Raw genomic sequence first — 18,929 nt, 5'->3', positions numbered from 1 at the left:
GCCAGATCGGTAGGCTGCCCGCCGTGACCACGAACGAGTACGTCTCCCCGGGCTCCGGCCCGTCGGCGGAGCAGAATCGGCCCGCGCGCGGGGCCGACCCGATGACGGCATTCCGCCGCATCCCGATCTCCCTGATCGTCTTCCTGGGCGTGCTCGGGGCGGGTGGTCTGGCGCTGTTCCTCGCGCGGATCGGCGCGCAGGTGCTGCCGACCTGCGAGGGGCAGGTGATGGGCCAGGGCGACACTTGCATCGTTTCGTCGCGCCGTAACCGGGGCGGCACCACGTGGAGTTATGAGGAGCGCCTGGACTTCGTCCAGGCGCAGAGCCAGGGTGTGGCCGTCGGCGGCCTGCTCGTGGCCGTGTTCGCCGTGGTCCTGATCGTGGCCGTGGTCATCCGCTGGCGCCGCGATCTCGCGGTGGCCGACCAGCTCGCCGGCGAGCAGGCCCCGCTGACCGCCTACGTCACCACCACCGGCACGACGACGGGACTGTTCGCCGTGCTCGCTTTCCTCGCCGGCGGTTTCGGGGCCTTCCTGGCCGTGGGTGCCACGGGCAGCAAGGGGACCCCGTGGATCGGCATCGTGTTCGGGGCGCTCCTGCTGGCCCTTGGCTTGTTGTTCCTGTGGGTCGCACGGCCGAACGGCTGCACCCTCGTGTGGGCCTACCCGGCCGTGGTGCGGATCGTCACGCAGAGCCGGATCCACGACGTGCCCTGGCAGGACATGCAGTACCTGTCCGGCCTCGGCAAGGACGCCGCCGTGTGGCTGTCCTGGGTGGGTCGGAAGGGCACCCTGGACATCGACGACAAGGACTTCTTCGCCACGATGCGGCGGCACATCAACGGCGCGGTCGCGGGCGTGGCCGCGCAACGATTCGAGGCGAGCCAGCCGACCGACTTCGGCGAGATCACCCTCACCGGGAGCATGCTCGTGCTCAAGCGGAAGTCGGTGGCCGCCGCCGACCTCAGCGGCATCACCCTGATGCGGGACAAGAACGGCACGTACTACGAGTTCCGCGACCAGAGGGCCAAGGTGGTGGGCCTGATCGGGGTCCAGACGGTCGCCAACGCCGACGTGCTGTTCGACCTGCTCGCCAAGCGGCTGAACGTCGGGTTCCTGCAGCGATGACGGCACCTCCGGCACCCTGATCCGGTGCCAGGGGAGTGAATTAGTCAACATGGACGTGCCGGATGTCGCGATGGTTTACTTAGGCAATGCTCACCTCACCGACCGACGTCGACGCGCGCCCGGACGTCGACGCGCGCCCGGACGTCGCCAAGGATGACCGTCCCGCCTACCGCCCGTTCTCGGTGCAGGTGGCGAACATCCAGCAGTTGAGCCCCCACTTCCTCCGGATGACGTTCACGGGGCCGGACGTCCGGTGGTTCGGCACCGACCGCCAGGACCAGCGCATCAAGGTCCTGATCCCGGATGAGGACGGCCGGGTCAGCGAGGTCGGAGCCGATGACCCCGAGACCATCCTCGCCGGCACCTGGTACGAGACCTGGCGTGCCCTCCCGGAGGAGGGCCGCTCCCCGTTCCGGACCTATACGGTCCGGGACGTGCGCCCCGAGGCCGGCGAGTTCGACGTGGACATGGTCGCGCACGGGGACGCCGGGCCGGCCTCCCGCTGGCTCGCCCGGGTGCAGGTCGGGGACCGGCTCGTGGTCGTCGGCCCGGACGCACGGTCCAGGGACTCCGCCGTCGGCGCGGACTGGGCGCCCGGCACGGCCACCGAACTCCTGCTCGCCGGCGACGAGACCGCCGCGCCGGCGATCTGCTCGATCCTGGAGACCCTGCCGGCCGGGCGCACGGCGCGAGCCTTCATCGAGGTGCCCACCGCGGCCGACGCCCTCGAGGTCGAGGTTCACGACGGGGTCCGGATCACCTGGCTGGCGCGTGACGAGCACGACCACGGCCACCTGCTCGTGCCCGCCGTGAGCGCCTGGGTGCAGGCGAACGCCGCGGTCGTGGGCGACGTGCTCGCCGTGGTGCCGCAGACGATGGACGACGTGGACGTCGACTCCGAACTTCTCTGGGACTCCCCGGTGCTGCAGGTCCAGGCGATCGACTCGTGCGGGCGCGGCGAGCGCTGCGGTTCCGACTTCTATGCGTGGTTCGCCGGCGAGGCCTCGGTCATCAAGACCCTGCGCCGCATCCTGGTCACAGACGTGGGCGTGTGCCGCCGGCGGGTGGCCTTCATGGGGTACTGGCGTCAGGGCCGCGCAGAGGGCCAGTGACCACGACCCACCCCGAGCCCACCGCCCGACCCGACCCGCATGGTCCCGCCGAGTCGAGTCCGAGTGTGTCAACGGCGCCGACCGTGCCGAAGCTGCCGAAGCTGGAGGACCCGCGGACGACACCCACGTTGACCGGCACGGTGCACCGCACCCGCAGCACCCGGGTGCTCGGCCTGGCGGGCGCCGTCGGGCTCCTCGTGCTGACGGTCGCCGTCAGCCTCGCCCTCGGCAACCGGGACATTCCGCTGGACGTCGTGTTCGCGGCGCTCACCGACCGGGTGGACGGCAACACGCTCCACAACATCATCTGGGACCAGCGACTGCCACGGACCCTCGTCGGGTTGCTCGTCGGTGCCGCGCTCGGCGTGGCAGGCACGCTGATGCAGGGCATCACCCGCAACCCGCTGGCCGACCCCGGGCTGCTCGGGGTGAACGCCGGCGCCTCGCTGTTCGTGGTCCTGGCCATCACGGTCCTCGGTATCACGAGCCCGTCCGGCTACATCTGGTTCGCGTTCGCCGGCGCCGCGGCCGCGGCGGCCCTGGTGTACGCGATCGGGGCGATCGGGCGCGAGGGCGCCACGCCGGTCAAACTCGCCCTCGCGGGCACCGCGCTGACGTACGGGATCACCTCGATCGTGACCTTGATCCTGATCTCGAGCACGGAGGCCACGAACGCGTTCCGGTTCTGGCAGGTCGGCTCGCTCGCTTCCCGCGGCGCCGGTACCTGGGGCCTGAGCTGGCTGCTGCTCGTGCTGCTCGGCGTCGGGCTGGGCCTGGCGCTGCTGTCCGGGCGCTCCCTCAACCTGCTGGCCATGGGCGACGACCTGGCCCGCGGTCTCGGCGCGAACCTGACCCTCGCGCGCGGCATTGCGGCCGTCTCGATCGTGCTGCTGGCGGGCACGGCGACGTCGCTGGCCGGGCCGATCGTGTTCGTCGGCCTGGTGGTGCCGCACATCATCCGCCCGCTGATCGGCGGGGACTACCGGTGGATCCTCGGCTACTCGCTGTTCGTCGGTCCGGTGCTGCTGCTGGCCGCCGACGTGGTCGGCCGCCTGGTCGCTCGCCCGGGTGAGCTCGAGGCGGGCCTCGTGGTCGCCGCGGTCGGCGCGCCGGTGATGATCGCGATCGTGCGCCGCGTGAAGCTGGCGGGGCTATGACCCGGACCGAGCAGGCCCTCCCGGCCGGGGCGCCGGGCGTGCTCAGCGCCGCCCGCGCGCAGACCGCCACCCGGGTGCGCACCGTCACGCTGGTCCTGGTCGGCCTCACCGTGGCGCTCTCCCTGGCCACCCTGGTCTGGGGCGGGCACGCCTCGGACCTGTGGAACCAGATCCTCGCGGTCTTCGGCGCCGGCAACGGCGAGGGCGCCTTCACCATCACCAAACTGCGGCTGCCGCGGGTGGCCCTCTCGCTCGGGGTCGGGGTCGCGTTCGGAGTGTCCGGCGCCCTGTTCCAGTCCGTGCTGCGCAACCCGCTGGCCAGCCCGGACATCATCGGGATCAGCGGGGGAGCGAGCCTCGCGGCCGCGTTCGGGCTGCTCGTGCTCGGAGTCAGTGGGATCGCCCTGTCGGTGTTCGCGTTCGCCGGAGCCGTGGTCGTGGCGGCCGCGATCTACCTGCTCGCCTGGCGGGACGGGGTGTCCGGATACCGGTTCGTGCTGATCGGGGTCGGGATCGCGTTCGCCGTGAACGCCGGGATCGGCTACCTCCTCACCCGCGCCGAGGTCAACGACGTGCGCTCGGCCCTGGTCTGGATGGTCGGCAGCATCGGCACCCCGCCCTGGCCCGACGTGGGGGTCCTCAGCGTCGCGCTGCTCGTGCTGGCGCCGCTGGTGGCCGTGACGGTCAAGCGGCTGCGGATCCTGCAGCTCGGCGACGAGCTCGCGGGTGGGCTCGGCGTGTCCGCCGAACGCGCGCGGCTCGCGGTGCTCGCCGTGGCGGTCGCCCTGGCCGCCGTGGCGACGGCGTTCGCCGGCCCGGTCGCGTTCGTCGCCTTCGTCTCCGCACCGATCGCGCGCCGACTGCTCCCGACGGCGGGGCTCGCCCTGGTCCCGTCGGCGCTCGTCGGGACGGTGGTCGTCCTGGCCGCGGAGTTCACCGCCCAGTACCTGCTCGGCTCCCTCGAGGTGCCGGTGGGCATCATCACCGGCGTCATCGGTGCGCCCTACCTGCTGTGGCTGCTGGCCACCTCGAACCGTGGAGGACGCGGAGCGTGAGCATTCTCAGGACGACCACCCACACGAGTGCCGCCGACGGCGGCACGCACGCTGCGCCGTCGGGCAGACATCGCGGAGGCGACCCCAAGGCCCAGCACAGTCTGCACGCCCGGGGCTTGTCCCTCGCCTATGACGGTGCGCCCGTGGTGCACGACCTCGACCTCGAGATCCCGGCAGGGAAGGTCACGGTGATCGTGGGTGGCAACGGGTGCGGCAAGTCCACCCTGCTGCGGGGGATCGCCCGCCTGCTGCGGCCCAGCGCGGGGGAGGTGCTCCTCGACGGAGCCGCCGTGCACGCCATGCCCGCGAAGGACGTCGCGAGGATCGTCGGCATCCTGCCGCAGAGCCCCACCGCGCCGGAGGGCATCACGGTCGCCGACCTGGTCGGCCGCGGACGCTACCCGCACCAGGGCTGGTTCCGGCAATGGACGTCGACCGATGACGCCGTGGTGACTGCGGCCCTGGCCGCGACCGACACCCTGGAGCTCGCGGCCCGACGGGTCGAGGAACTCTCCGGTGGGCAGGCCCAGCGCGTCTGGATCGCGATGGCCCTGGCCCAGGACCCGGACATCCTGCTCCTGGACGAGCCGACCACGTTCCTGGACGTGACCCACCAGCTCGAGGTGCTCGACCTGCTGCACGAGCTCAACCGGACCCGTGGGGCCACGGTGGTCATGGTCCTGCACGACCTCAACCTCGCGGCCCGGTACGCGGACCACCTCGTGGTGATGCACGCCGGTCAGGTGCGGGCGATCGGCTCCCCGGAGCAGGTGCTCACGCCCGAGCTCGTCGCCGACGCGTTCAACCTGCGGGCCCGGATCGTGGCCGATCCGGTCTGCGGTGCGCCGATGGTGGTGCCGATCGGGCGCTTCCACGGTCCGGATCCCACCGCCGCTTTGCCAGCACCGAGCGGCACGCCTTAGGATAGGCGTGCCTTACTCCCCGACGGCCGTTGTGGCCGCGCCGCACCACTTCCCCGAACCCGATCCCCTGAGGAGTCCCGTGTCCCGACGCCCGTTCCACCTGGTGGCGGCTGCCGCCCTGACCACGCTCGCGCTGGCCGCATGCTCGAGCGGTGACGGCGGCGCCGAGGATCCGACCGACGCCGGAGCCGGTGGGGGAAGTGACTGGGAGACGGTCACCATCGAGCACGCCCTCGGTACCACCGAGATCACCGAGGCGCCGGAGAACGTTGTGACCCTCGGCTGGGGCTCCACCGAGGCCGCGCTGGCGCTCGGTGTGGTGCCGGTGGGCATCGAGGCGCAGACCTACGCCGTCGACGAGCAGGGCCTGTTGCCCTGGGTCGCGGAGTTCCTGGACGCCGAGGGTGCCGAGCCCACCATCATCCCGGCCACCGTCGAGGAACCGGCCTACGAGGACATCGACGCACTCGACCCCGATCTGATCCTCGCCCCCTACTCGGGCCTGACCCAGGAGCAGTACGACCTGCTCGCGGAGATCGCGCCCACCGTGGCCTACCCCGAGGCGCCGTGGACCACGCCGTGGCGCGAGCTGATCACGATCGTGGGACAGTCGCTCGGTCTGGACGCCGAGGCCGAGGCCGTCGTGTCCGACCTGGACGCCGAGGTGGCCGCGGTCGCCGAGGCGCACCCGGAGCTCGAGGGCATCACCGTCGCGGCCGTCTGGGACATCGGCGGCACGTTCTACGTGTACAAGCCGGCCGACTCCCGCGTGGACTTCCTGCTCGATCTCGGCCTGGTGAGCGCTCCGTCGGTGGAGGCGCTGGATTCCGGCGGTGAGACGTTCGTGTACTCGCTGTCCTACGAGCAGACCGACCAGCTGGACGCCCAGCTGATCGTGAACTACGCCTCCACCGAGGCGGACGTGGAGACGTTCCTGGGCCAGTCCTACGCCCAGGCCATCCCGGCCGTGCAGGCCGGCGCGATCGCGAACATCACCGGTGACCCGCTGATCGCGGCGATGTCCCCGCCGACCGCGCTGTCCCTGGTCTGGGGCCTCGAGGACTACGTGACGACCATCAGTGAGGCCGCCGCGAACGTGCAGTAGCACGGTCACGGTGGTAGCGGGTCTCGGCCGCTCGGGGGAGCGGGCCGGGGCCCGCTTCTGCGTCCCCTCCGGAGCGCATGCGGGCTCGTCGGGGGCCTAGGCGACGTCGAAGAAGGCCGACGGCGGCGCTCCGAACCGTGGCGACGCCGGGTCCGGTAGCGGCACGGCAGCCGCAACGAGGGCCCGGAGCCGGGCCGCGATCCGCTCCGCACACTGCTGGGGTGTGAGTCGGGATGTGTCGACCTCCAGGTCGTAGCGGCCGGGTGAGTGCACGGCACGGTCCCAGCGCGTCACCGGGTCGTCGGCGCGGTCGTTGTCGGCCAGGGCTGGCCCGCGGCGGCCCTCGGCCACGCTGTGGTCCCCGTCGGCGCCGCTCGCCCGGTCGGCACCATCGGCGCGGGTACCGCCCGTCCGGAGGGCACCGCCGGTCACGCCGGTGCCACCCCAGGTGTCACGGCGACGCTGGCGGACAACCTCATCAGGGCACCGCACGCCGACGTAGAGCACGTCGAGGCCCTGCAGAATCGAGGCAGCCTCGCGCTGGATCCCGAGTGGCACGGAGTAGTCATCGTGCAGGCCGACGTCGGCGACGACGTCCAGCCCCTGCCGCAGGTGTTCCGCGATCGCAGCGAACATCGCCCGATAGGCGACGACGACGAAGGGTTCCAGGTCGGGCCGTTCGCCGCCGGGGCGCAACCCGATACCGGGTCTGTGGCGCGCCGGGGTGGCCGCCTGGAAGATGTCGACGCCGAGATTGAGCCACGGGCGCTCGTACGTGTCCTGGATCGCCTCGACGATCGACGACTTCCCCGAGCGGGGGACGCCGTTGAGGATGACGACCGTGCTCATCGGGGCGGGCTCGGACAGGCGGACGCTGAACCGGGTGACTTCGGCAGACGTGCTCGCTCGAGGTTGTGCATAGAGGGTCATCCTGCCATGCCACGAATCTCGCGGTGGCGCCTGATTCGCCAGTATCCACAACGGAAATCGGGAATCTTGTGATGTCGGTGGTGCGTCCTAGAGTGGCTCATGTAGGTCGAACAACCGTTCGATCGCGGTACCGGGCACGAGCTTTCTTGAGGGGGTGAGCACACGTGGATGACTTCACGACCACCACCGGCAGCGGCGACGGCGCCGGGGTGGCGCTCGCGTCCCGCCTGCACCTGCCGCTGGGAGAGTTGCTGAACGCGTCGTTGGATGACAAGTTGATCGCCCTGGAGGCGCTCACCGCCTCGATCGCAGTGGCTGACCCGGTCGAGCAGTCCGGCCGGTACGGGGCCACATTCCTCGGTCGGGCCGCGCTCCGGACCCACCCGATCACGGAGTGCCTGACCGGGGCCCGCCTGGACTGGATGGGGCTGGAGGAGGAAGCCGGCACCGGGGACACCAGCAAGGGGTTCCGTACCTACGCCGCCTGCGTGGCCAAGACCTACGGCATCACCGCCGCCAACGCCCGCCGGATCGTGAGCCTGGCCAAGGGCCTGCGCAACAGCCTGCCCGCCACCAGGCGACGGCTACGAGCCGGTCAGATCGGGATCGACCGGGCCCAGATCCTGCTCAAGGCCGTCGCCACCCAGGCCGCCGCCGACGCCCTCCAACTCCCCGCCGGCCCCACCCCCGACAACGCCGACAGCACCGACGCGACCGGCACGGGCACCGGCACCGACGCGACCGGCGCCGGCACCGAGGCGACCTGCGCCCGGCACCGACGGTTCGGACGAGACCGAGGCGGCCGCGACGGGCGGGACGGCCGGTGCGAGCGATGGCGGCGGCACGTCCGAGGGCAGCGATGTCGGGTTCTCCGGAGGCTCTGCCAGGTGGTTGACCATTTCGTCGCGATCGCGGACCCGGATGCCACTGACAGGCGCGTACCGTGCTGCGGCCGATCGTGAGCACCTCAGCATCGACCGCACCCTGGGCGGCTACAACGTGGCCGAGTTCCTCACCCTTGAGCATGGCCAGTACATCCGGACGGCGCTCGAAGCGATCATGGGGCCACCCGCGGCCGGTGAGACCCGCACCTGTGCCCAGCGGCGCGCCCAGGCCCTCGCCGACCTCGCCCACACCGCACTGGACCGGGGCAGGGTCGGCACCTCGGCGTCCGTAAGTCCGCACCTCGGTGTCCTGATCGGCACCCCGGAGTTCCTCGACATCATCAACACCACCGAGGCCACCGAAGCAGCAGCGGGTGCAGCCGGATCATCTTCGGACCCGACAACGAGATCCTCAACCACGGCCGCGCCCACCGCCGCTACACCGCAGCCCAACGCCGAGCCCTCGTCGCCAGGGACAAGCACTGCGTCCACCCCGACTGCACCGTTCCACCGGAACGCACCGAGTCCCACCACGCGAGCAGACGCTGGAGCGAGGGCTGCCCCACCGACCTCACCGACGCCGCCCTGCTCTGCTACTACCACCATCGCTGGGTCCACACCCACAACATCACCATGCTCCACCGCCACGGCGCCCGGCACTTTTACCGACCCGACGGCACCGAGATTCAGCCCACCACCCCACCATGGGGCTGACCGTGTGCGGCGCGGCAGCAGTCCATCCACATCGGTGCGCGGTGAGTCGCCGCACCGCCGACCAGCCACCGTTCGGGGCATGATCGTGACCATGGAGTTCTCAGAGGTGGTCCGCCGCCGCCGGATGGTGCGGTCGTTCACGGACGAGGCAGTTCCGGCGGTGGCGGTCCAGACGATGCTCGCGAATGCGGTCCGGGCACCCAGCGCCGGCTTCAGCCAGGGCTGGGCCTTCCTCGTGCTCGAGGATCCGGACGACGTGGCGAGCTTCTGGCGCGTGACCACGCCGCCGGAACGGGCAGGTGAATCGAGCGCCTGGCTGCGTGGCATGCGGACCGCGCCCGTGCTCATCGTGCCACTGGCATCGGAGACGGCCTATCGGGACCGGTACCGGGAACGGGACAAGGGGTCGACGCCTCCCGGCGAACAGCAATGGGCAGCCCCGTACTGGCAGATCGACACCGGTATGGCCTCGCTCCTGATCCTTCAGAGTGCCGTTGACCTCGGACTCGGCGCGTGCTTCTTCGGTATCCCGCGGCCCGGGCAGGAGTCGTTCCGGAACGCGTTCGGCGTGCCGGCGGCGTTCGAGCCGATCGGTGCGATCGCCGTCGGGCATCCTGACCCGGACGACCGACCGGGACACTCGGCGCGGACCCGGACCCGCCGCCCGCTAGGCGACGTCGTACACCGCGGACGCTGGCACTCACCCAGGGATGTCGAGGCACCATGATCCGGGCCGAGTACCTCGCGGTGCGGGCTTTCGCGGCGACTGCCGGCCACCGGACCGCCCCTCATCCGAGGCGTCCATGTCCCGATCGGAGCACCCCGTGACCGAGACCGACACCCAGTACCTGGCGCATGCGCTCGAACAGGCGCGTGCCGGGCGAGCCGAGGGTGGCATTCCGATCGGAGCCGCACTCATCGTCGACGGCGAGGTGATCGCCGTCGGTCGAAATCAGCGGGTGCAGCGTGGCAGCGCCATCCACCACGGCGAGACGAACTGCCTCGAGAACGCCGGGCGTCTGCCAGCCAGCACCTACCGGCGGGCCATCATGGTCACCACGCTGTCGCCGTGCGACATGTGCACCGGCGCGATCCTGCTGTACGGGATCCCGCGCGTCGTCATCGGGGAGAACCGCACCTTCCGTGGGGGAGAGGACCTGCTCCGCTCCCGCGGTGTGGAGGTGGTGGTGCTCGACGACCCCGCGTGCGCGCAGGTCATGAGCGACTTCATCGCTGCCGAGCCCGCGCTGTGGAACGAGGACATCGGCGAGTGAGCGCCGGGCGTGGCCTCAGCGAAGGCCGGTCGTGGGCACCTCGACCGACCCCCTGCTCGCGTGTGCGACGGCGGCCACGATGGTGTGCATCGGCGCGTCCAGGGCGGTGGCGTCGATGAGCACACCGCGCTCCTGCCAGCGTCGCCAGCGGGCCCGGCTGTGGTGCCCGGGGAGGGCGCCGGCTGACCCGCCGGTCACCCCGGGACGGAGACGGAGCACGAGGGTAGGAGTGCGCAGCCAGCCCCGCCCCGCGAGCACCTCCACCGCCCGGAGCGCATGCCACGCCAATCGCAGGGGCGGCTTGCCGATCTCGATACCCGCGGCCCCGATCACGAGGGCCGGACCGGCGCCGGATCGGGAGAGCCACCCCCTGAGGGTCTCGACGAACATCACGAACACCACCAGGCTTGCGACCAGCAGCGCGGCACCGACGACGGGATGCCCGGTGACGACGAGACCGACGCCGACGCCGAGCCAGGCCACCAGGACGATGCCGAGCAGGCTCAGGCGCGGGCGATAGATCGCGGCCACGGCCGACGGCACATGATGGACGACGAGGTCCGGACCGGGCTCGGGGACTGGAGGCAGGGGCACGCCCGTCACCGTAACCGGCCCGAGGTGCGCGGCGGGGTGCGGTCGCGCGCTTCGCCGCCTGGACGGGCGCGGCCGGTCCGGTCGCCCGCGTCGACGGCCTTGACCGGTGGTGTCGAGCGCGGTAGCGTAATCAACCACACAGTTGATCAACGAAGGATTTGACGATGGGTGCTGGCGAGGACGGGCTCAACCGAGGCTTCATGGCCTTGGCCGATCCCGTCCGCCGACGGATCATCGCCCGCCTGAGCACGGGCCCGGCCACGGTCAACGACCTGGCAGCGCCGTTCGAGATCAGCAAGCAGGCGATCTCCAAGCACATCCAGGTCCTTGAGCAGGCTGGCCTGGTGACCCGCAGCCGGGACGCCCAACGCCGGCCCGTGCACCTGGATGCCGCCGCACTGGAGTTGCTCACCGCGTGGATCGACCGCTACCGCCTGGTCCACGAGCAGCAGTACCGGGCGCTCGACGCGGTCCTCGCGTCCGACGGCAGATCAGCCCCGGCCACGAACCCAGGCACCACCACCGCACACGGCACATCTACGAGCGAGGAGGAATCATGAGTAACCCGACCACCATCACCGCACCACCCGGAGTTCCGTTCATCGAGATCACCCGGGAGTTCGACGCGCCGGTCGATGCCGTCTACCGAGCGCACGCCGAGCCGGAGCTCGTCAAGCAGTGGCTCGGCCCCCGCGGGTACGAGATGACCATCGACCGGTACGACGTGACGTCCGGCGGTGGGTACGCCTACCGCCACGTCGACGGCGATCAGGAGTACCGCTTCCGGGGTGTCTTCCACACCGCCCGGAAGAACGAACTCATCATCCAGACCTTCGAGTACGAGGGGTTCCCGGACACGGTCAGCATCGAGACACTGACGTTCGAGTCACTCGACGGCGACCGGACCCGGATCACCGGCCGGAGTGCCTACCCGACCCAGGAGGCTCGGGACGGCATGGTCGAGTCCGGCATGGAGAGCGGGATCAACGACGGATACGAGCGCCTGGACGAGCTGCTGGCGGTCTGACCGGGCGGTGATCCGTGCCGTCGCGGTCGTCTCTGCCGGCGCCGGGACGAGTGCCGTCCTGGTGGGCCCGTCGCGCCTGCCCCTGTCGGAGAAGCAGGGCCCTGTGTCAAACTGATGGCCGTGTGCCCCCCGAGGGTGCAACTGTGGGAATGGCAGCAAGATGGACCGGCGCACGGACTCTCAGCAAAGTCGGCTGGAGGCGGACCGGCTGCAGCGGTCGGGTGCCTCCCTCCTCGCGGTGTCCAGGACGCGACTGCGTCCAGCCCTCAGCCCGTCCTACCTGGTCCACAGGCAGCGTCTGTACGCGTTGCTGGACGAGTCCGTCACCTCGCCCGTGACCCTGGTCGTCGCCCCTGCCGGCTCCGGCAAGACGGCGCTCCTGGCCGGTTGGATGGCGCAGAGTCCGCTGCCCTGCGCGTGGGTCTCCCTCGAGGAGGCGGACCGCGATCCCGTCCAGATGTGGCGGGCCGTCGCGGCCGCGCTGGACAGCCTGGCACCGGGCTGCGCGACGCTCGCCGCCCGGCGCCTGCGTCGTGGCGGCCACTTCCTGGAAGCGGTCGGGGAACTGCTCGACGACCTCGAGGCGCGCACCTACACCCTGAAGGTCCTGGTGATCGACGACGTCCACCTCATCGACGGTGACGACGAGGCAGCCGAGTCGATGGCCATCTTCCTCCAACACCTGCCCGAGTGGCTGCACGTCGTGATCGCCAGTCGGCGCAGTCCACGTCTCCCGGTGAACCGGCTGCGGGCCCGCGGGCAGCTCGGTGAGGTGCACTTCGCGGAGCTCCGCTTCTCCTTCGAGGAAGCCAGGGCGATGCTCGCGCGGCTGGTGCCGACCCTCGAGCCGGACGTCGTTGCCGAGCTCGCCACCAAGGCAAGTGGGTGGGCCGCCAGCATCCAGTTCGCTGCCCTCGCGGCGCGCTCCGCCCGCGCGCGCGGCGAGGAGCCGTTGGAGGCCCTCGACGGCTCCGCACCGGTGACCCACGACGACCTGCACTACCTCGAGGACTATCTCTGGCAGGAGGTCCTGGGCAGCGAGAGTGCCGATCTGATCGACGTGATGCTGACGGCATCGGTGGTGCCACGCCTCGGCGCCGGACTCGCGAGGATCCTGGCCAGCCGGACCGACGCGGGCGAGCTCCTCGCCCGCGCCGAGGAGCGGGGACTCTTCGTCTCCCGCAACGAGCCGTCGGGCGAGTTCGAGATCCATACCCTCGTCCGCGACCTGCTCACGAGGGCGCTCGAACAGCGATCACCGGGGCGGTTCCAGCAGTTGCACGCCTGGGCCGCGGCCTGGTACGAGGCACACGGGCAGACGACCGCGGCCCTCGACAGCTGGCTACGGGCCCACCTCCCGCGCCGGGCGTTGCGGCTGCTCGCGAAGGAGGTCGTCGGGCTGTTCGACGACGGCCATGTGCACACGATCCTGCGCGTGATCGGTGCCATCCCGGATGCGGTCGCAAGCGAGGACGCGGAGTCGCGGATCGAGTACGCATGGTGTCACCTGTTCGTCGACCACGAGCGGTTCGATCGACTCGTCGACGACCTCGCGGGGCTGCCCACCGAGGACGTCGACCCTGTCCTGGCTGCCAGGTGCCTCACGCTCCAGGCGATCGCCGCGACCGGACGCGGCTCCTGGACCGACGGCAGTGCCCTGGCGAGGACCGCTCTCAGCGAGCTCGGGGAGACATGGTGGCTCGATCCGCTCGGACGCTATTCGTGGAACCTGATCGGTCGCAACCTCGCCCTGTCGGAGCGGTGGGACGAATCCTCGGCAGGCACGCAGGAAGTCATCCATTCCCTGACGATCGCGCCGGAGCGTCGCTTCGTCCTCGAGGGCACACGTGCCCTCGGCGAAGCACTTGCGGGCAGACCCGTCAACGCGATCAGGATCGCCGCCGGGGTGCGCGGAGCGTCCGAGGACGTCAACCTGACAGTGCTGCGCATGGAACTCGCCACGGCCGAGGGGATCGCCCGGCGGGAGGTCGGCGACGCCCAGGAGTCCTTGCGGCTGCTCCAGGAGCTCTCGGCCGACCACATCGCGTCGACGCTGTACTGCTGCCTGCTCGCCCATCTGGAGCTCGTGCAGGCCGGGATCGCGGACGGCGCGCTCGACGCCGCGAACGAGGCGTTCGGGAGCGCCGCAGAGCTTGTCGACACCGCCGTGTCCGGGCCGGCGGCACGGTCATGGCTGGCGCGAACCGGAACCGTGCTCGCCATCGCCGGCGGCGATCTCACCGAGGCTCGTAGCTGGGCCCTGCGCGTGGAGGACCCGTTCTGGGCACCGGTGAGCGAGGCTCGTATCCTGCTCGCCTCCCACGAGGCCGGGCGTGCCTTCGACGTGCTGAAGGGAGCTGAGCCGCGCTGCGAACGACACCGGGTCGTGGCCGGGCTGCTCCGATCCCGATCCGTGGCGGGGACTCCGGAGGCGAACGAGCACCTCCTCGAGGCGGTGCGCGTGGCGTCGGCTCACGGACTCGTGCAGACGGTGGCCGCCGAGGGGATGCAGGTCCTGGAGGATGTCGAGCGGCTCGCCTGGCAGGTTCCGGCGGCGTGGCTGACCCGTCTACGGCGCGCCGCCGCGCCCACCGAACGGGGGAGTGCCTCGCCGCTGACGCTCATCGATCCACTCACGGAACGTGAGCTCGAGGTGCTGAGGATGCTCCCGAGCCGGCTCACGCTACGGGAGATCGCCAGCGAGCTGTTCATCTCCATCAACACGCTGAAGTTCCACCTCAAGGTCATCTACCGGAAGCTGGACTGCAACTCGCGGGCGGAGGCGTCCGAAGCGGCGCGAGCACTCGCCTCCCGAGGCCGGGCGGTTCAGCCGTCGATCACCCGGCGTCGCTGAACCTCGTACTGGTCGACCGTCAGGAGCCCACGGTCGACCAGGTCGGCGAGTGAGCGCATCTGATCGACGGGGTCGACCAGCCGCACATCCGGCAGGTGGGGGCTCGCCGGGCCGCGGGCGAGGAGGTCGGTCCGATCCGATCGGCGCTCGTCGGGCTCCGTGAGCTGCGCGCGCAGCCGCTCGCGATCGATCCGCTCGCCGGTCCCGAGGCGTCCGCCGACCCGTCCCGCGACCGCGGACAGGGGGGCGGCCCACCGGCCCTCCAGCAGGAGCAGGAGGGCCGCGGACCCGGGCGCAATCGTCACACCGGCGAGCTCGAGGTCGTGGCGGCTGAACCGTGCGCCGCCGTCGATCGCGGCGGCGAGACCGTGGAGCGCCTCGACGTCCCCGGCCTCGTGACAGATCACGGTGGTCCGGCCCTCCAGGCGCTCCAGCGCCGCGACGTCGCGGAGCCGAAGGGCGCCGTCACCGATGAGCTCCTCGATGGCTGCGGCCACCTGCGCCAGGGCGGCGAGGGACGGCGCCGAGACCATCACGTACTCGCAGAGGTCGAGGTCGTCGGGTGGTTCACGCCCGGGTTCAGGATGGAGGGACACGATCTCCAGCTCTCGCATCGGCGGGGAGGTCCGTCACGGCGATGATCGGCCGTGGCCGGGTGGATCGGCATCACCCCGGAGCGGGTGAGGCCGTCGACCTCCCCGCTCCACCGCGGATCAGCCCGAGCGGATCACGTCGGATGGTCTCAGGCGCCCCCGAACGTCTCGAGCAGGATGGAGCGCTCGGCCGGGGTGAGGTTGGTGCTGATCAGTTTCGCGTCGCCGGCTCGGAAGCGTTCGCCCAGCCTGTCGAGATCCGCCTGCTCGGTCACCATGAACAGGGCGGAGGTGCCAGGGGTCACGGAGGTGCGGATGCGCTCGAGATCGTCCTTGGTGATGCCGGTCCCCTCGGTGGCTTTCGCAAGCGCGCCGATGCCCGCACCTACCGCCACGCCGAGCACCGGCACCATGAAGAGCGCCCCGCCCATCAGCCCCCACAGGGCCCCCCAGCCCGCGCCGCGCTTCTTGCTGTCCTCCTTGTGCTTGAGGTCCGGCTTGTCGGCGCCCTCCGGCCAGCTCAGGATGGCATGGTCGACGATCGTGACCAGCCCGTCGGACTGCGCGGCCTTGAGCGCAGTCTCGGCGTGAGCGGCCCCGTCGGTGTCGTTGAACTTCCACACGGTGAACGTGGTCATGGTCTCTCCTCGGTTCTCCCCGCCGCGGATGCGGCGTGGGCGTCTGGTGTGGTGGTCGCGGGCCGGCGCGTGCGAGCGGAGCCCGTCGTCGATGACCTCACGCCGTCACCGCCTGGGTGCGACGTCGCAGCACGATCTTGACGAGCTCTTCGACGACGACCAGGGACAGCGCGATCCCGATGCAGTTGCACCATTGCGTGAAGGACAGCCCGGTCGTGTGGAAGATCCGTTGCAGGAAGTCCAGCGCCGTGACCGTGATGATGGCGACCAGAGCGATTCCGTACCGGCGCAACTGGCTGGCGGCGGGGATGGCGCTCCGGCTGAAGATCGTCCCCAGCTGGTCGCGACTGAGCAGCGCGCCGAACAGGTGGAAGAGCGACAGCGTCGTGAGGAGCATGGTGGCGGCGAGCAGGGCGTCGCCGAGACCTGCGCCGATCTGGTAGGCGGCGAGGGAGCCGGCGGTCATCACGGCTCCCTGCACACAGAGCCGGATCCAGTTCGAGCGCGAGAGCACCGGTGCGCCGACGGGGCGGGGCGGTCGTGACATGACACCGCGCGCCGGCTCGTCGAATCCGAGCGCGATCGCAAGCGGAATGTCGATGACCATGTTCAGCCAGAGGATCTGCAGCGGGTTGAGCGGGACCCCACCGGCGATGCCGACGACCCCCGCACAGACGAAGATCGCGATGTAGGCCACCAGCGTCGACATCTGGAAGCGCAGATACTTCAGCAGGTTGTCGTAGAGCGTCCGCCCGTAGGAGACGGCGCCCACGATCGTCGCGAAGTTGTCGTCGGTCAGGATCATGACCGACGCCTCCTTCGATACCTCGGTCCCGGTGATCCCCATCGCGACCCCGATGTCGGCGGTCTTGAGCGCCGGGGCGTCATTGACGCCGTCGCCGGTCATCGCGACGACGTCGCCCTCCTCCTTGAGCACGCGAACCAGGCGGACCTTGTCCTCGGGCGCGACCCTGGCGACGACGCCGATCTCCGCGATCTCGCGGCGGAGCTGGTCGTCGGGCATCGCTGCGAACTCGTTCCCGGTGATGGCGCGCCCCTCGATACCGAGCTCCTTCGCGATCGCGGCCGCGGTGCTGGCGTGGTCACCGGTGATCATCCGGACCCGGATCCCGGCCTTCCGGCACTCCGCGATCGCGACCTTGGCCTCCGGTCGCGGCGGGTCGACGATGCCGACCAGCGCGAGCAGGGTGAGCCCGTCGACCAGCCCGATGAGATCGCTGTCGGGCCGGACCAGGTCCGGCTCGAGGTCGCGCTGCGCGATCGCCATGACCCGTTCACCGGCGTTCGCGATCGCCTCATTGGCTTTGAGCGCGACGCTCCGGTTCGCGTCGGTCACGGCGGCCAGGCTGCCGCCGGGCAGGCGGATGCTCGTCGATCGCGCGACGAGCACGTCCGGCGCCCCCTTGACGTAGCACCGCACCACCGGCCGACCGGCGTCATCGGTCATCTCGTGGAAGGTCGCCATGAACTTGTAGTCGGAGTCGAACGGCACCTCGGCGACCCGGGGGAGCGCGGCCCGGGTCTGGGCGATGTCGAGTCCGCCCTTCGCGCCGAGGACGATGAGCGCGCCCTCGGTCGGGTCGCCGATGAGGCTCTCCCCGTCGAGGACGGCGTCGGCGCACAACACCATCGGCAACAGGTAGGGATCGAGGTCGTAGTTCTCGCCGCCGACGTGCTTGATGTCACCGACGGTGCTGTAACCCTCACCGGTGACGGTGTATCGGTTCCGGCCAGGCACGACGAGCTGGCGCGCGGTCATCTTGTTGAGCGTGAGGGTCCCGGTCTTGTCGGAGCAGATCGCGGACGTGGAGCCCAGGGTCTCGACGGCGGGGAGACGCTTCACGATGGCGTGACGGCTCGCGATCTCACGCGTACCCATGGACAGCAGCGCCGTTACGACGGCCGGAAGGCCCGTCGGGATCGCCGCGACGGCGAGGGCGACACCGGTGACGAAGAGGGTGTCGAAGGACTGGCCGCGGGCCACACCGAGGATGACCACGAGCACCAGCGCCGCGGCGGCGATGGTCGCGATGATCTTCGACAGGGAGTCGAGCTGCTTCTGCAACGGGGTCTTGCTCGTCTCGGTGCTCGCGAGCATGTCGGCGATGTGACCGATCTCGGTGTTCATTCCGGTCCCGGTGACGATGAGCTCGCCGCGTCCACGGGTGACCGACGTGTTCATGTAGGCCATGCACACGCGGTCGCCCAGCGGGACGTCGGTCCCCATGACGGGATCGGTGGACTTGGCCACGGGCAGGCTCTCCCCGGTCAGCGCGGCCTCCTCGATCTCGAGCGTGGCAGCCAGACAGATCCGCCCGTCCGCCGGGACGAGGTTGCCGGCCTCCATGAGCACCACGTCACCCGGGACCACCTCCGCGGAGTCGATCTCCACGGCCCGCCCGTCCCGCCGGACCCGCGCGATGGTCTTCATCATCGTGGAGAGCGCCTTCACGCTCTCCTCGGCCTTGGCCTCCTGGCGCAATCCGATGACGGCGTTGAACAGGGTCAGGCCGGCGAGCACCACCGTGGTGCCGAGGTCGCCCGTGATGACCTGGTTGACGACGGCGGCGGCCAGGAGCACGAGCTGCATGAAGTCCTCGTACTGACGCAGGAACGCTCGCCAGCCGGGTTCCTTCGCGGCACCGGTGAGGACGTTGGCTCCATGCGACGACAGGCGGGAGCGTGCCTCCTCGGACGACAACCCCCGGCTCGGATCGACGTCCAGGTCGGCTGCGACCTCGTCCACCTGGGACGCGGCAGGGTTGATCCCTGCCTCGGTCACGGACGTGTGCGCGTCATCCAGCATCGGTTCGTCTCCGTTCCTCGCCCGGGTGCCTCACCACCGATCGTGGGCCCCGGGCGGGTGGTCCCGCCTCCCCCCTCGTGGGGTGGGCATCGGTCGGTCCACCCCATGAGGGGTG

At 70.8% G+C, this 18,929-nt stretch carries 17 protein-coding genes; 12 read left to right on the top strand and 5 right to left on the bottom strand.

Features of this window, described 5'->3' with window-relative positions; translation table 11 throughout:
• Nucleotides 1-23 precede the first annotated feature (23 nt).
• From EXU48_RS13815 to EXU48_RS13790, 6 genes are all read left to right on the top strand, one after another.
• Nucleotides 24-1,127, top strand: coding sequence for a hypothetical protein (locus EXU48_RS13815; protein WP_165962802.1), 1,104 nt, complete (start codon nt 24-26; stop codon nt 1,125-1,127).
• An 86-nt stretch (nt 1,128-1,213) separates the two neighbouring features.
• A complete protein-coding gene (locus EXU48_RS13810; protein WP_133108243.1) occupies nt 1,214-2,239 on the top strand; it encodes a siderophore-interacting protein in 1,026 nt (341 codons plus the stop codon).
• A gap of 83 nt (nt 2,240-2,322) precedes the next feature.
• Nucleotides 2,323-3,396: a FecCD family ABC transporter permease gene (locus tag EXU48_RS13805; protein ID WP_235857022.1), complete on the top strand. Its 1,074-nt coding sequence runs from the start codon at nt 2,323-2,325 to the stop codon at nt 3,394-3,396.
• Nucleotides 3,393-4,451, top strand: a complete 1,059-nt coding sequence (locus EXU48_RS13800) for a FecCD family ABC transporter permease (RefSeq protein WP_133108242.1) — start codon at nt 3,393-3,395, stop codon at nt 4,449-4,451. The genes EXU48_RS13805 and EXU48_RS13800 overlap by 4 nt, the downstream gene beginning before the upstream one ends.
• A 101-nt stretch (nt 4,452-4,552) precedes the next feature.
• Nucleotides 4,553-5,374: an ABC transporter ATP-binding protein gene (locus EXU48_RS13795; protein WP_207947761.1), complete on the top strand. Its 822-nt coding sequence runs from the start codon at nt 4,553-4,555 to the stop codon at nt 5,372-5,374.
• A gap of 79 nt (nt 5,375-5,453) precedes the next feature.
• Nucleotides 5,454-6,479, top strand: coding sequence for an ABC transporter substrate-binding protein (locus tag EXU48_RS13790; protein WP_207947734.1), 1,026 nt, complete (start codon nt 5,454-5,456; stop codon nt 6,477-6,479).
• A gap of 96 nt (nt 6,480-6,575) precedes the next feature.
• Here EXU48_RS13790 and EXU48_RS13785 read toward each other — a convergent pair whose 3' ends face one another.
• Nucleotides 6,576-7,328, bottom strand: coding sequence for a chloramphenicol phosphotransferase CPT family protein (locus tag EXU48_RS13785; protein WP_165962812.1), 753 nt, complete (start codon nt 7,326-7,328; stop codon nt 6,576-6,578).
• A gap of 245 nt (nt 7,329-7,573) precedes the next feature.
• Here EXU48_RS13785 and EXU48_RS13780 point away from each other — a divergent pair, with 245 nt between their 5' ends.
• The 3 genes from EXU48_RS13780 to EXU48_RS13770 all read left to right on the top strand — a co-directional run bounded on the left by EXU48_RS13780 (nt 7,574) and on the right by EXU48_RS13770 (nt 10,281).
• Nucleotides 7,574-8,371, top strand: coding sequence for a DUF222 domain-containing protein (locus EXU48_RS13780; RefSeq protein ID WP_133108240.1), 798 nt, complete (start codon nt 7,574-7,576; stop codon nt 8,369-8,371).
• Between the two features lie 727 nt (nt 8,372-9,098).
• Nucleotides 9,099-9,734 carry a nitroreductase family protein gene (locus EXU48_RS25095; RefSeq protein ID WP_235857021.1) on the top strand — a complete coding sequence of 212 codons (636 nt, stop codon included), beginning with the start codon at nt 9,099-9,101 and terminating at the stop codon, nt 9,732-9,734.
• Nucleotides 9,735-9,831: 97 nt separating this feature from the next.
• Nucleotides 9,832-10,281 (top strand): nucleoside deaminase, encoded by a 450-nt coding sequence (locus tag EXU48_RS13770; RefSeq protein WP_235857020.1) that lies wholly within the window; start codon nt 9,832-9,834, stop codon nt 10,279-10,281.
• A gap of 15 nt (nt 10,282-10,296) precedes the next feature.
• Here EXU48_RS13770 and EXU48_RS13765 read toward each other — a convergent pair whose 3' ends face one another.
• Nucleotides 10,297-10,875 (bottom strand): hypothetical protein, encoded by a 579-nt coding sequence (locus EXU48_RS13765; protein ID WP_133108237.1) that lies wholly within the window; start codon nt 10,873-10,875, stop codon nt 10,297-10,299.
• Nucleotides 10,876-11,039: 164 nt separating this feature from the next.
• Here EXU48_RS13765 and EXU48_RS13760 point away from each other — a divergent pair, with 164 nt between their 5' ends.
• The 3 genes from EXU48_RS13760 to EXU48_RS13750 all read left to right on the top strand — a co-directional run bounded on the left by EXU48_RS13760 (nt 11,040) and on the right by EXU48_RS13750 (nt 14,756).
• The gene (locus EXU48_RS13760; RefSeq protein WP_207947733.1) at nt 11,040-11,435 is read left to right on the top strand and encodes an ArsR/SmtB family transcription factor; all 396 of its coding nucleotides are present in this window, start codon (nt 11,040-11,042) and stop codon (nt 11,433-11,435) included.
• Nucleotides 11,432-11,902 carry an SRPBCC family protein gene (locus EXU48_RS13755; protein WP_133108235.1) on the top strand — a complete coding sequence of 157 codons (471 nt, stop codon included), beginning with the start codon at nt 11,432-11,434 and terminating at the stop codon, nt 11,900-11,902. Before EXU48_RS13760 ends, EXU48_RS13755 begins: the two co-directional genes overlap by 4 nt.
• Nucleotides 11,903-12,140: 238 nt before the next feature.
• On the top strand, nt 12,141-14,756 hold the full coding sequence (locus tag EXU48_RS13750) for a LuxR C-terminal-related transcriptional regulator (RefSeq protein ID WP_133108234.1): 2,616 nt from the start codon (nt 12,141-12,143) through the stop codon (nt 14,754-14,756).
• Here the strand turns inward: EXU48_RS13750 and EXU48_RS13745 are convergent.
• The 3 genes from EXU48_RS13745 to EXU48_RS13735 form a co-directional block, all read right to left on the bottom strand.
• Complete coding sequence (locus EXU48_RS13745; protein ID WP_133108233.1) at nt 14,729-15,370, bottom strand: hypothetical protein; 642 nt, start codon at nt 15,368-15,370, stop codon at nt 14,729-14,731. The genes EXU48_RS13750 and EXU48_RS13745 overlap by 28 nt on opposite strands.
• Nucleotides 15,371-15,498: 128 nt before the next feature.
• Nucleotides 15,499-15,987, bottom strand: coding sequence for a DUF1269 domain-containing protein (locus EXU48_RS13740; protein ID WP_133108232.1), 489 nt, complete (start codon nt 15,985-15,987; stop codon nt 15,499-15,501).
• Between the two features lie 97 nt (nt 15,988-16,084).
• Nucleotides 16,085-18,814 (bottom strand): cation-translocating P-type ATPase, encoded by a 2,730-nt coding sequence (locus tag EXU48_RS13735; protein WP_133108231.1) that lies wholly within the window; start codon nt 18,812-18,814, stop codon nt 16,085-16,087.
• Between the last annotated feature and the right edge of the window lie 115 nt (nt 18,815-18,929).

This window comes from Occultella glacieicola (assembly GCF_004353825.1).
Classification (GTDB): Bacteria; Actinomycetota; Actinomycetes; order Actinomycetales; family Beutenbergiaceae; genus Occultella; species Occultella glacieicola.
This window is presented reverse-complemented; position numbering and strand designations above follow the sequence as displayed.

Bases quoted from the DNA above. Each gene is read 5' to 3' on its own strand.
- EXU48_RS13735 (WP_133108231.1), bottom strand. From the start codon at position 18,814: ATGCTGGATGACGCGCACACGTCCGTGACCGAGGCAGGGATCAACCCT.
- EXU48_RS13760 (WP_207947733.1), top strand. From the start codon at position 11,040: ATGGGTGCTGGCGAGGACGGGCTCAACCGAGGCTTCATGGCCTTGGCC.
- EXU48_RS13800 (WP_133108242.1), top strand. From the start codon at position 3,393: ATGACCCGGACCGAGCAGGCCCTCCCGGCCGGGGCGCCGGGCGTGCTC.
- EXU48_RS13740 (WP_133108232.1), bottom strand. From the start codon at position 15,987: ATGACCACGTTCACCGTGTGGAAGTTCAACGACACCGACGGGGCCGCT.
- EXU48_RS13785 (WP_165962812.1), bottom strand. From the start codon at position 7,328: ATGAGCACGGTCGTCATCCTCAACGGCGTCCCCCGCTCGGGGAAGTCG.
- EXU48_RS13810 (WP_133108243.1), top strand. From the start codon at position 1,214: ATGCTCACCTCACCGACCGACGTCGACGCGCGCCCGGACGTCGACGCG.
- EXU48_RS25095 (WP_235857021.1), top strand. From the start codon at position 9,099: ATGGAGTTCTCAGAGGTGGTCCGCCGCCGCCGGATGGTGCGGTCGTTC.
- EXU48_RS13755 (WP_133108235.1), top strand. From the start codon at position 11,432: ATGAGTAACCCGACCACCATCACCGCACCACCCGGAGTTCCGTTCATC.
- EXU48_RS13745 (WP_133108233.1), bottom strand. From the start codon at position 15,370: ATGCGAGAGCTGGAGATCGTGTCCCTCCATCCTGAACCCGGGCGTGAA.